Origin of the sequence: Colwellia sp. BRX10-1 (assembly GCF_014077545.1) — a bacterium.
Taxonomy (GTDB): Bacteria; Pseudomonadota; Gammaproteobacteria; order Enterobacterales; family Alteromonadaceae; genus Colwellia_A.
The window spans coordinates 72279-84764 of sequence record NZ_JACGWC010000016.1; the positions used below are offsets into that span (position 1 = coordinate 72279).

Genomic DNA, 12486 nt, shown 5'->3' on the forward strand with positions numbered 1-12486 from the left:
TTTACCACTAAGCAACCACACCTTGCTCAAAAGCACTTGAGATAATGGCATCATCATAGTTAAGCATATCCTTTAAAACAAAGTAGGTATGCTGTCCTAACTCGGGTGCTGCACTATGGTATTGCAGAGGTGTCGCCGACAGATTAATGGGTGATGCCACAACATCGATTAAATCGCCATCATCGTTTGGCAGTTGCTTAACCATAGCTCGGTGTTTTATTTGAGGATGGTCAAATACTTGCTCGAGGGTATTTACCGGTCCACAAGGTACTGATATCAATTCAAGTTGCGCTATCCACCACTGCGTTGTTTGTGTCTTAATTTTTTTAGCCAATGTCGACACCACATCGTCTCGATGAAGAACCCGTTGAGCATTCGTGCTATAGCGGTCGTCTGCTGCAAACTCGTTTAGCTGACACAAATGACAAAACCTTGAAAATTGGCTGTCATTGCCGATGGCTAAAATTAAGTCACCGTCTTGGGTGGTAAACGTTTGATAGGGCACGATGTTTGGGTGTGCATTACCTAATCGAGGTGGGTTTTCATTAGTGGTTAAGTAATTCATCGCTTGATTAGCCAGCATTGCTGTTTGAACATCAAGTAAAGCCATATCAATATATTGACCACACTTGGTTTGATGCCTAGCCATAAGAGCGGCTAAAATAGCGTTACAGCTATATAGCCCTGTCATAATATCCACGACTGCAACCCCAACCTTCATTGGACTGCCTTGCTGTTCACCGGTAATACTCATCAGGCCACCCTCGCCTTGTATCATGGCATCGTAACCGGGTTTGTGAGCATAAGGACCCGTTTGCCCATAGCCAGTAATTGAACAATACACCAAATTAGGATTAATTTTTTTCAACTCAGCATAATCTAAACCATATTTAGCTAAATCACCGACTTTAAAGTTTTCAATAAAAACGTCTGACTGCGCCACTAAATCTTTAATGATCTGTTGACCTTGCTGACATTGAATATCAATGGCAATAGATTTCTTGTTGCGATTAGCGCAATGAAAGTACGCCGCTTGTGGCGGTTGACTGGCTGTTTGGGGTTTTACAAAAGGAGGCCCCCAAAAGCGGGTGTCATCACCTACTTTTGGCCGTTCAACTTTTATCACCTCAGCCCCCAGATCAGCGAGCATTTGCGAGGCCCAAGGCCCCGCAAGTATCCGGCTTAAATCGACTACCTTGATACCTGCTAATGCCGATGGAGGGTTTGCGTTTGTAAAAGTATCTGTCATTAGCAAAAAGCTTGTAAACCGGTAATGGCACGACCTAAAATCAGGGCATGAACATCATGGGTACCTTCATAGGTATTAACCGCTTCAAGATTCATCATATGGCGAATAACCCCATACTCATCACTGATGCCATTGCCACCGTGCATATCACGTGCAACACGAGCAATATCAAGCGACTTACCACAATTATTACGTTTCAATAGTGAAATTAATTCAACCGGACATTGATCCGCATCCATTAACCGTCCCATTTGTAAGCAACCTTGTAGACCAAGACTTATCTCAGTTTGCATATCGGCAAGTTTCTTTTGAATTAATTGGTTAGCAGCCAAGGGGCGACCAAATTGCTCACGGTCTATCGTGTAAAGTCTTGCGGCATTAAAACAGAACTCTGCAGCCCCTAAAGAGCCCCAAGCGATGCCATAGCGCGCTTTATTTAAACAACCAAAAGGCCCTGCTAAGCCTTTAATCTCTGGGAACATATTTTCATCGGGTACAAAAACGTTATCCATAACAATTTCGCCAGTGATTGAAGCACGTAAAGAAAATTTGCCCTCGATTTTCGGTGCTGTTAACCCTGTCATACCTTTTTCAAGCACAAAGCCGCGAATTATTCCTTCAAACTTTGCCCAAACAACAAACACATCAGCGATAGGCGAATTGGTGATCCACATTTTACTGCCCGTTAAAGCATAGCCACCCTCAACTTTCTTGGCGTGCGTGCTCATTGAAGCAGGATCACTACCTGAATTAGGCTCAGTTAACCCGAAACAACCCACCCATTCGCCGGAAGCAAGTTTAGGTAAATATTTCATCCGCTGCTCTTCTGTACCATAGGCATAGATAGGATGCATAACGAGTGATGATTGCACACTCATCGCGCTACGATAGCCACTGTCAACGCGTTCTACTTCACGAGCGATTAAGCCATAGCTAACATAATTAACTTCACTGCCACCATACTTAGCAGGCAAAGTAGCCCCTAGTAAACCCAATTGACCTAATTCACGCATTATTTCTCGGTCAAAATGTTCATGTCGATTGGCTTCGAGTACTCTGGGCATCAATTTTTCTTGGCAATAATCATAAGCGGTATCGCGTATCATACGCTCTTCTTCGGTTAATTGATTATCAAGGAACATCGGGTCTTGCCAGTTGAAAGGCGTTAATTTGTCGCTCATCAGGTAACTCCATTAGTAGGCGGTTATGCGCTAAAGTTTATATTTATACGTTAACTCTATCCTCAAAATAAAAATAAATATAATATATAGTTATTATATTTATCATAACTTTTACTTATCGGTAGGCTTAATATGAATTTAAAGCGTTTAGCATATTTTTGTCAATTAGCCTTATTAGGCAATTTTACTCGGGCTGCACATAAAATAGGTATTGCTCAGCCAGCATTGAGTATAGCTATTCAAAAGCTAGAACAAGAAGTTGGTTTGAAGCTAATTAATCGTACCGATAAAAACTCCTTATTAACCGCTGAAGGTGAAGTGCTCTATAAACTGGCAACACAATTATTAAGCCAAGCAAAACAAGTTGAATTAGAGTTAGAAGAACTGAAAGATTTAGAACGAGGTACCATTCGCTTTGGTGTTTCCGCGATGATGGGCTCATATTATTTTCCGAAAGTATTAACGGCATTTAAGCAAAAGTATCCAAAAATAAAAATACACTTGATTGACCAAGGCACAGCGGCACTCGAGAAAATGTTAATGAATGGCGAACTCGACTTAGCCTTGATCCGCGGTGATTTAGAGAATCAACAACTGCGTTATACCGAGCTTATTGATGAGGAAATTGTTGCTGCTATGGCGATTTCACACCCGCTAGCAAAAGAAGAAACTTTATCATTGGCACAATTTTGTCAAGAGCCACTGGTGTTGTTTCATCAAGGTTATTTTTTACGTGAAGTGGTTAGCCACTATGCAAAAGCGCATAACTTATCATTAGACATACGTATGGAAACGAATCTTATTGAACTGCAAAAATCATTGGTTCGCAATGAAGTCGGTATCACCACCTGTTTATCGCGTATTTTGCAAAATGAACAGCAGATAACATCAATTCCGTTTGAACCAAAACTCGCCTTTAAATTGAGTTTGGCATGGAAAAAAGATCATTACCTTTCTAAAGCGAGTAAAGCTTTTATGACTTGTTTAACCTCTACACTCGATCCTATCAACTAAGTATTATTGCTGGCTATAGCTTAGGCTTAGGCTTAGGCAACATAGAAAATTATCTTCGTTGTTTTGGTCTTTATAGATTGACCTTATGTTGAACTTAATATGCCAACATCGATTGCCTGCTGTTCATTACTAAAAATAGCCATTGCCGTATTCATTTGTTTAAAGCCAAGCTTTTTATAAAAACCTTCTTTACCCGGATTAGCATATAATATTATTTTTTTATGTCCGAAAGATAACTCAACTAATTGATTAATCATTTTACGCCCTAACCCCATCCCTTGATATTCAGGATGAATGGCAACGTCACATATATATGAACAATCAAGTCCGTCAGCTAAAGCTCTCCCTGCACCAATAAGCTTTTGTTTTTCATAAATAAAGCATTTAAATTTACTGTTTGAAAAAACAATATTAAGGTCGTCTTTGGCTTTATTACCTAAAGGCGCAATACGATATAACCTTGATAACTGCTGCCAATCAATGTCGGCTTGGTCGTAGACCCATGAAAAGTTCTGCATATATTCCTTATTTAACATCACAACAAGTGGCTAACAATTGTCGACTACTATCGTAAAATAATGACTAGTCTTTTTATCATCTTTTATCAATAAAAGAGAAACCGTAAGCACGTTATAAAGCGCTGTTCATTGTTTCAGACAACTAAATTTAGTCATTGCCCTTTTGAATAAAGTCGTACGTTGAAACTAACAATAAGTAGAGCCTTTATAAATACTATTCTCTATTATTTATATGGTTGAATAATAATGCGGCTAAAATAATGCCCGCGCCAATGCTTAATTTCACTAGGTCGGCATCTCTGTTCCAAATAAGTACGTTCACAATAATACCTGCTGGAATAAGTAAATTATTCATCACGGCTAATGCACCGACATTGACTAAGGTAGCACCTTTATTCCAGCCAAAGTAGCCTAAACCCGACGCTACAATGCCTAGGTAAATAAGGACACCCCATTGCGTTGCTGTATTGGGTAATTTATCTGAATTGCCGAATAAGGCATAGCAAACAACAGCAACGATTAATGCACCAATAAAAAACCAACCAAAGACCGTTTTATCATCTAACTTGCTATTAGCCATTAAGCGTTTGTAAGTAACTTGTCCGGTTGCAAAACAGATGTTGGCTGCTTGTACGAGCAGAAAGCCTGTCCAAAAGTTGCTGTTAATACTTTCATAACGGATAGCTACAGCGCCACCGACGGCGATAACGGCAGTTAGAAAAAATTTAGGGTTAAAGTGTTTTTCAAGGGCATCATTTAATAGCGTAATATAGATAGGCGTCATTACCGTAAACAATAAGACTTCCGGTACAGATAAATATAAAAAGGAATGATAATAAAAGCTATACATAACGCCAAGTTGCACAGCGCCTATCATCATAAGCTTTAGCGCTAAGGGCTTTGGTGTTTGTGTTAATTTCAAAAAAGGTAAAAAGACTAAGGTAGCAAGCGTTATACGCATAAGCACACTAAACCATGCATCAACCTGCCCTGCCAAATAAACGCCAATTAAACTAAATGAAAATGCCCATAGCAGGGTAACTGCAAATAAATAGCCCATAAATTCTATCGTTAAGTAATTAATGACCGCAGTCTATCTGTTATTAATTACGGTATAAACAATAAAAGATCGCAACAAGCTATATAAAGACTAAACCAAGCAAAATCAATTATTTCAGCTGCGACTTGAATGTAATGCCGAACTCTGTTTATATTGATACATATTCAGCAAAATCTTAATAGAAGGGAACTATGTCTGTATTGAATCACCCCAAGAAAACCCTATTTTTATGCGCAGCACTTTCACTCACCGCTTGCCAAAATGATAAAGAACCTAATAAGGCCCCCGTAATGAAAGTGGAAAACCTTGATAAAACTATTACCTACGACACCTTAGGAAAAACTGATCAAGATCATTTATATCTTGAGGAAGTTTTAGGTGACAAAGCATTAACTGAAGTAAAAAGCTGGAATACCCGCACCCTCGACCGCTTAATGGCAGACCCTCTATTTGAAAAAATGAATAGCGAAGTGTTGGAGATTGTTAACAGTAAAGACAAAATTCCATACGCGTCTTATCGAAATGGAGAAGTGCATAATTTTTGGCAAGATGAACAACATGAAAGGGGGATATGGAGAAAATCGACCCTCAGTAGTTACCTTTCAGACACTCCGGTTTGGCAAACTGTTTTAGACTTTGACGCTCTGTCAAAAAGTGAAAATAAAAACTGGGTCTACAAAGGCAATAACTGCCTTTCACCTGATTACGAAATTTGCATGGTCAGCCTTTCTGATGGCGGTAAAGATGCCGTTATTCAACGTGAGTTTAATACCAAAACTCAAACTTTTGTAACCGATGGTTTTATCACCCAAGAAAGCAAAGGCAGTATAGATTGGCTAGACAAGAACACCTTGATTATCGGGGTTGATTTTGGTGAAAACACCATGACAACTTCTGGTTACCCTATGGTTTCTAAACTATGGCAACGCGGTACTGCGTTATCGAGTGCCGTTGAAATTGACCGTGGCGAGCAAACAGATGTTGGCTATTGGGGGGGCATAACAGAGCTAAGTGATGGCCGCCGCGAAATTATTACTACCCGGGCATTAACCTTTTATGACACCGAATATTATTGGTTTCCACGCAAAAGTGATGGCAGCATCAGTGAAAAAATCAAATTACCAATACCTAAAAAATCAAATTTAAGTGGTGAGTTTAAAGGGCAAATGATTGTCAAATTAAACGAAAACTGGCGTGAATTTAAACTAGGCGACTTAGTCAGCTTTAACATTGATGATTTTATGAATGATGGCAAAATTAACCTTGTTAACCTTGTTTTTAGTCCTGATGAAAAATCTTCAATTGGTAACTTTGGCGTCACAAAATCTAAAGTACTGATGAGCATCTACCATGATGTAACCGGCTCTGCTCATCAATTCGATTGGCATGACAATAAATGGACCTCTAAAAAATTAGACTTTCCAGCTAATGGTTCCGTATCAATTGGCAGTACCAACAGTAAAGAAGAAATTGCTTTTATTTCAGCAGAGAGCTTTCTTAATCCTGACACACTTTATACTTATAACACCGCAACAGGCGAAAAAGCTAAAGCTAAATCTTTACCTAGCTGGTTTGATGCTGAAAGCATGGTCAGTGAACAATTTTTTGTTTCTTCAACCGACGGTACTCAAGTTCCCTACTTTGTTGTTCGACACAAGAACACAAAGTTAGATGGTAAAAACCCAACTCTTTTGTATGGCTATGGCGGCTTTGAAGTTTCTCTAAACCCTAGTTATTCGGCTACTCGCGGAAAGTTGTGGTTAGAAAGAGGCGGTGTCTATGTCTTAGCCAACATTAGAGGCGGTGGCGAATATGGACCTAAATGGCATCAGGCTGGTTTAAAAACCAATCGCCAACGTATTTATGATGATTTTATTGCTGTCGCTCAAGATTTAATCACCAAAAAAATAACGTCTCCTGAGCATTTAGGTATCGAAGGTGGCTCAAATGGAGGCTTGTTAATGGGGGTGATGTTTACCCAACGTCCAGATTTATTCAATGCGGTAATATGTGCTGTGCCCCTGCTTGATATGATGCGCTATCATACACTATTAGCAGGTGCCTCATGGATGGGCGAATATGGCGACCCTGAAAACGAAATTGAAGGTAAGTTTTTACGAAGCATTTCGCCTTATCATAATATTGACCCTGCTGTAGATTACCCAGAAGTCTTCTTTATAACATCGACTAAGGATGATCGTGTTCATCCGGGACATGCTCGAAAAGTAGCGAAACGCATGGAAGATCAAGGGCATAAATTTTTATACTATGAAAACATTGATGGTGGGCACTCTGCTGCTGCCAACCTTAAAGAAACCGCCAAGCGAATCGCACTGCAACATACTTATTTAATGCAAAAGTTAGCAAATAATTAACAGTTTTATAGCGTAAAACTGATGATAGTGGCAGGATAATTAGCAGCACTTGTCTAATTATCACCGTAGGTTTTTTGAAGTCTGTTTAACGTCGTTAAACAGACTTTTTATTAATAGCAGTAACGAAGTCTTGTTATCAATAGCTATAAGGAACTTCGTTTCCGTACCTTTATTTAAAGTACCTTTCGAGGCTAATATGGGTAAATAAATACCCACAACCTTAGAACTCTAGCTTTTGTCTTTTGATATTTGATGAATAAGTGATGTACCCCAATCATTCATTCCATCGCCAATAGCACCGACCATCAGCGACAAATACTTTTTCCCGGTAGCTTGCTTATAAAAATTACTATATTCATTTAGATCTTCATTACTGATGTCACGATAAATAAAATATGACGTTAAAACCATTTGCTGTTCCATTGAAGGCTTTATATTGACCGCCATTTGTTCTAATTGAGCATCGAGTTGCGTGGCAAGCTCAACATTTTCTGGTTGGGTAATTTTCAACGCTTCAAACATATTTTCTAACATCGCCATCATCAAATTCATCCCTTGTTCTACAATTTCTGATGACTCAACATAATGAATAATTACTTTTGTTCTCTCAGGAGATGGCGGGCTTGATTGCAACTCAGCCATATAAAGCATTAAGTTTTGCTGAAACTTTGGATCGGTAGATTGAAGCTCAGCACTTACAACGCGAGAAGCAAGATCACTATCCAACCACTTAAGAATCGGCTGTAGTTCAGCTAATGAGACATTCTTCCTTATGTTTTCAGTCATTTTGTTTAGCATCACATCAGGATTTAATGACGATACAAACACTTGCATAAATTTTTCATGTTCAACTGGATTTTTAGCCGTTAAAGCCATTTGTTGTCCCATCGCTTGCAATTGTAGCGGTAGTCCTTCAATTGACTGGGTTATCCCTGATTTATCCATTAACTGATATATTTGTTTATCTGTTATCTGATCATTGGCATACGATGTTGTGATGATAGTCGACACTAAAATAATGCAGCGAGCTATAAACGTAGTAAATTTTTTCATGTTGTTCTCCAGGTTTATTAAACTATATGTTTAAAAATCTTTAGTGACTTTACCATTAGAAGTAAGTCGCTAAATTCCATTAAAAAACTATCTATAAATACAAGTTATGCCCCATTTTCATTATCAACCCCACAAACAAAAGTCTTGCGTACAGAGCGACCGCAAATGAGATAAAAAGGTGTATCCAATAAACTAACTTGTTATGAACTAGGTTTAGGTATAAAAATCACTCGACTTAATAAAGGTAACTTAAGTTTAGTTTATTAAAACAAAACAGCATAAGTTATTATGGGTGGCCTAATAAGTGGTGACACCTGACGTATCCATTAACTGATAGACTTGAGCATCACTTATCTGATTGTTTACAAATGAATTTGTAATAATAAATGACGCTAAAATAATGCAGCGTCTGATAATCGTAGTAAGTTTCATTTTATTCATTTAGTTGTTAGCAACATTTTATTATCATATTGAATCTAAACCTACTTACGTATCCCTAAAGGTATTAGATAAAGCCTTTGAAGAAGTAACCAAATTTATGGGGTTACTTCACAAAGGGCTTTGTATTCAAAATATAGCATGAGATCAAATGAGAATAGTTCTCAAGTGTCACCGACCCCTTTTATTGAAGGTTAACTCAATAATATTTTTCCATTTATATATAAACCTGCTGCTAAAATCGAACTTAGAATAACTACAGTCGTAAATATTAATCTTGTTGGTTTCTTAATATTTAGGTTCGTTATTGCATACTTGAAAATCATTATTTGCATAATTGGTCCAATAATGAAATACGCTAGAAGTATGTAACTACCCAAAGATAAATGGGTATCTTGAGTATTAACCCCGAACAATAACAGTATTTTATTGAATAGCGTTACTATAGTTGGGAAATGAAATATAGCTATGATAATCGGAATCCATAGTATTAATTCAATCAAAATTATTATCATTTTTTTATTCATTTATTCGTCCTTAATAACTGTAATGTTATCTTTTGTTTTAGCATCACCTTTTAAATTAAAGTCAACAGAATTTGGTGATTGAATCCCCCCAGCAAAAACATCTTATCCTCCTGAATTTATTACACTAACAGCGGCATCCGCACAATTATTATTAATTGACCATTCTTGATCAGAGTCAGAAATTAAATTCTTAGCAAAATCATTTGCTGCACCTATACCTGGAGGCTTCACATCAATTATTACATCGGGTTCCCTACCATATATAGCTACATCTTGTTCGTATGTATGAAACTCTGCTGGACTACCATTTCCATTTGTTGGGAATTTACTAACATAGGTTCCATTATTTGTCATCGTTGCTGCATGACCAGCGATGCTGTTTTCGCCATTAGCTTTTTTTCCTGCATTCCATGTATAAACCTTAGCTTCACCTGCTGGATCTGTATATTTATAAGGATTATTCGCTACATATGAATAACGGTTAAAAGTATCAACTTCACCTGTAAACCCAACCGGATCATTAGAGTAGAAACGCCCTATAACTGGATCATAGTATCGTGCTTGCATATAACTTAAGCCAATATCTGTATCGAACTTATGTCCGGTATAACCTACATCGTCACTTTGTGTTCCAATCGTTTCACCAAAAGTTATTATGGGTGGCTTAGTTAATTTTTTGGATTCAAAAAACAACCATTTTGGGTGAGTGTTTTCTATTTTTTACTATCGTAGACTAGATTTATTTGATTAATTATTTCTTTAATTTTTGTATCAGAAATTTTATCTTTTTGCCCTTTAATATATGCATCTCGAATTTTTTCTTGCGTGTTGATATCATAACGATCTAAAAACTCAGTTTGATAATCTAAATCGAGATTCAAGCACATAACTCTGTCAGCAATATTCTCCCAAATATCTACAAAAGGAAATATTGCTAAACTGACACAAGTCACAATTAAAAAACCATACGGCATAGCACTAATAATTTCAAAAAGTTCCTTTTTCTTTCCTAACCCAACTACAATGGAAGTAACGATTACACTTAAATTCAGCCCAATGAGTCCATAGAATGTCCATGGAAAATTTTTCCGTGATAATTTAATTTCTTTTATATAAATTAAGTATTTAAGTTTTATCATCTTATTTTAAAGCCTCCGTCATTACTTTTCTAACACCTTCAACTGCACTTGTTATAACTGCAATTTTTTTACTTCTCGCTTACAATACGAACATCGTAACACTTGGTTTAAAGTAACTATGTAAGAAGCGGCTAAGAAATTAACTGCTTTGGCTTTTTGCATTTTTTTATTGAATAAAAGAGGAATCAACAATTAAATGAGATCTATTCTCAAGTGTCACCGATCCCTTTTATTTTTTCGTATCCCTATAGGTATTAGATAAAGCCCTTGAAGAAGTAACCAAATTTATGGGGTCACTTCACAAAGGGTTTTGAGTTCAAAATATAGCATAAGGTAAAATGAGAATAGCTCTCAAGTGTCACCAACTCATTTTATTTCTTTCATCTATCATTTTTACTTTTTATTCATTGAAAGCTCTTCAATTAATAAATCGCATTTACCATTTTTAGCTATACCTATATTATATTTTTCTCTGATTTGGTCCCTCGTATCTGATTTATATCCCAATAAAAAATCATCGTATTCTGTGTTTAAAGCTTTGCACATCGCTTTATCTTTTTTAATTAAAAAAATATCTTTAATTAAGAAAGAAATCATGCAACATAGCGTAAGAAGAGGAACTCCTAATCCGAGAATATTCATTAATTTTATAATAGTCATATCTTTAAATATATAAGCATATAAACAGCCAACTATTAAAGAGAAATTCATAGCATAAAGCATTATAAAAAAATTATTGTATTTCGCAAAATAATACTTATATGAACTATTTGTATTGTTATCCATCATGATAATTAACCTTATAATTAACTCTTAGAGCGCATCTATAAGCTTTTTAGAAGCTTCTACCCCCAGATTTAATGCACTGCCTACTTTGGATGATGATTGTATATTCCGCTATTAAACTACCATCAGTCCAATAATGAGCTTCCATTGTTCCAAAATAAATGTTCCACGTTTCCGCTGAAAAATTACCAAAGACAAAAATCATCACTGATTGCAGTAAGGAGCCGAGATTCTCTTAGAAATGACAAAGTAGAAGATATATAAGTAAAATAATTCTGCGCTGCCTCAAAGTGCGTTTAGCCCTTTGGCTTCAAAAACAGCCAAAATAAAGCCCCTTGTGAGATCTCATCATAAGGGGCTTAGGAATCAAAAGTATTAATTACTTTTTCTTACTCTACCACTTCAAACGATAAGCCTTTGTAATGCGATTCTAAAATAACAATACGTCCGTCAACAACGCCAAATATCGTTTTTCCATTAGCATGACTTTGATACATAGTTCCATCTTTTGCCTTTAGATAATGTAAAGACTCAAATATAAATTCGGCTGATTGCCCAGAATCGGCAACCTTAATATCTTCAACAATAGGCTCTTCTCTATCTAACTTGAGAGGGCAAGCGGCCATTGCATATTTAATTGCTGTAATCGCTTCATCAAAATTTTGTTCTTCTACCGACTCTACTCCACTAATTGATGAGTAGTTAAAAAACTTAGTATCTTTAAAGTAAAACTTTGTTGATGCTTTAAAATCACAATTACTGGCTGCTTTTGCAAGTTTGTCGTTAATTTCATTAATTTGTGAGGCTGTAATAACCAATGAAGCATTGGATGAATATGATGCTAACAGCATAATAACTCCCAATAGCTTGAAAAGTATGTTTGCCATATATTCCCTTCCTAATTATGCATTAAGGTTGACATATTATAATAAATCCCCGTTTATGAGGACTTTAACTATAAAGTTTACAATGAAAATATCACATCTCCACTTTTCATAAAAAAATGAATTATCACACTTATAGCCGCATTAACCGTCGCTGATTTTAAAATTTCTTGTGATGTCATATCGGCTTTATATCTATCATTAAAGGATAACAACCAATTCAACACAAAGCATTTAATTTGTTGTTTTATAAGGCTAATCC

At 36.6% G+C, this 12486-nt stretch carries 12 protein-coding genes; 2 read left to right on the forward strand and 10 right to left on the reverse strand.

The features are described from left to right. Positions 1-7: 7 nt before the first annotated feature. Positions 8-1249 (reverse strand): CaiB/BaiF CoA-transferase family protein, encoded by a 1242-nt coding sequence (locus H4J75_RS13465; RefSeq protein ID WP_182222436.1) that lies wholly within the window; start codon positions 1247-1249, stop codon positions 8-10. Continuing rightward, entirely contained in the window at positions 1249-2430 is a 1182-nt protein-coding gene (locus H4J75_RS13470; protein ID WP_182222437.1) for an acyl-CoA dehydrogenase, read from the reverse strand. The genes H4J75_RS13465 and H4J75_RS13470 overlap by 1 nt, the downstream gene beginning before the upstream one ends. Positions 2431-2562: 132 nt before the next feature. Between H4J75_RS13470 and H4J75_RS13475 the strand changes: the two genes are divergently transcribed. Further along, positions 2563-3444 carry a LysR family transcriptional regulator gene (locus H4J75_RS13475; RefSeq protein ID WP_182215951.1) on the forward strand — a complete coding sequence of 294 codons (882 nt, stop codon included), beginning with the start codon at positions 2563-2565 and terminating at the stop codon, positions 3442-3444. Between the two features lie 83 nt (positions 3445-3527). Here the strand turns inward: H4J75_RS13475 and H4J75_RS13480 are convergent, their stop codons facing one another. Both H4J75_RS13480 and H4J75_RS13485 read right to left on the reverse strand, forming a co-directional pair. After that, complete coding sequence (locus H4J75_RS13480; RefSeq protein WP_182215950.1) at positions 3528-3962, reverse strand: GNAT family N-acetyltransferase; 435 nt, start codon at positions 3960-3962, stop codon at positions 3528-3530. A gap of 214 nt (positions 3963-4176) precedes the next feature. Further along, entirely contained in the window at positions 4177-5022 is an 846-nt protein-coding gene (locus H4J75_RS13485) for a carboxylate/amino acid/amine transporter (protein WP_182215948.1), read from the reverse strand. Between the two features lie 191 nt (positions 5023-5213). Between H4J75_RS13485 and H4J75_RS13490 the strand changes: the two genes are divergently transcribed. Continuing rightward, positions 5214-7397 (forward strand): prolyl oligopeptidase family protein, encoded by a 2184-nt coding sequence (locus tag H4J75_RS13490; RefSeq protein ID WP_182222438.1) that lies wholly within the window; start codon positions 5214-5216, stop codon positions 7395-7397. 228 nt (positions 7398-7625) lie between these two features. Here the strand turns inward: H4J75_RS13490 and H4J75_RS13495 are convergent, their stop codons facing one another. From H4J75_RS13495 to H4J75_RS19980, 6 genes are all read right to left on the reverse strand, one after another. Then, entirely contained in the window at positions 7626-8450 is an 825-nt protein-coding gene (locus H4J75_RS13495; protein WP_182222439.1) for a hypothetical protein, read from the reverse strand. A gap of 1067 nt (positions 8451-9517) precedes the next feature. Next, entirely contained in the window at positions 9518-10108 is a 591-nt protein-coding gene (locus H4J75_RS13500) for an RHS repeat-associated core domain-containing protein (protein ID WP_220465316.1), read from the reverse strand. A 20-nt stretch (positions 10109-10128) separates the two neighbouring features. Then, on the reverse strand, positions 10129-10554 hold the full coding sequence (locus H4J75_RS13505) for a hypothetical protein (RefSeq protein ID WP_182222440.1): 426 nt from the start codon (positions 10552-10554) through the stop codon (positions 10129-10131). A gap of 393 nt (positions 10555-10947) precedes the next feature. Further along, positions 10948-11343, reverse strand: coding sequence for a hypothetical protein (locus H4J75_RS13510; RefSeq protein ID WP_182222441.1), 396 nt, complete (start codon positions 11341-11343; stop codon positions 10948-10950). A 386-nt stretch (positions 11344-11729) separates the two neighbouring features. After that, positions 11730-12191: a hypothetical protein gene (locus tag H4J75_RS13515; protein WP_182222442.1), complete on the reverse strand. Its 462-nt coding sequence runs from the start codon at positions 12189-12191 to the stop codon at positions 11730-11732. Positions 12192-12304: 113 nt separating this feature from the next. Beyond that, positions 12305-12486 (reverse strand): hypothetical protein (locus tag H4J75_RS19980; RefSeq protein ID WP_220465317.1); only part of this gene is annotated, 182 nt, incomplete at its 5' end.

Excerpts from the sequence above, each read along its gene's own strand:
- H4J75_RS13465 (WP_182222436.1), bottom strand. The coding sequence starts at position 1,249 with ATGACAGATACTTTTACAAACGCAAACCCTCCATCGGCATTAGCAGGT.
- H4J75_RS13470 (WP_182222437.1), bottom strand. The coding sequence starts at position 2,430 with ATGAGCGACAAATTAACGCCTTTCAACTGGCAAGACCCGATGTTCCTT.
- H4J75_RS13475 (WP_182215951.1), top strand. The coding sequence starts at position 2,563 with ATGAATTTAAAGCGTTTAGCATATTTTTGTCAATTAGCCTTATTAGGC.
- H4J75_RS13480 (WP_182215950.1), bottom strand. The coding sequence starts at position 3,962 with ATGCAGAACTTTTCATGGGTCTACGACCAAGCCGACATTGATTGGCAG.
- H4J75_RS13485 (WP_182215948.1), bottom strand. The coding sequence starts at position 5,022 with ATGGGCTATTTATTTGCAGTTACCCTGCTATGGGCATTTTCATTTAGT.
- H4J75_RS13490 (WP_182222438.1), top strand. The coding sequence starts at position 5,214 with ATGTCTGTATTGAATCACCCCAAGAAAACCCTATTTTTATGCGCAGCA.
- H4J75_RS13495 (WP_182222439.1), bottom strand. The coding sequence starts at position 8,450 with ATGAAAAAATTTACTACGTTTATAGCTCGCTGCATTATTTTAGTGTCG.
- H4J75_RS13505 (WP_182222440.1), bottom strand. The coding sequence starts at position 10,554 with ATGATAAAACTTAAATACTTAATTTATATAAAAGAAATTAAATTATCA.
- H4J75_RS13510 (WP_182222441.1), bottom strand. The coding sequence starts at position 11,343 with ATGATGGATAACAATACAAATAGTTCATATAAGTATTATTTTGCGAAA.
- H4J75_RS13515 (WP_182222442.1), bottom strand. The coding sequence starts at position 12,191 with ATGCTGTTAGCATCATATTCATCCAATGCTTCATTGGTTATTACAGCC.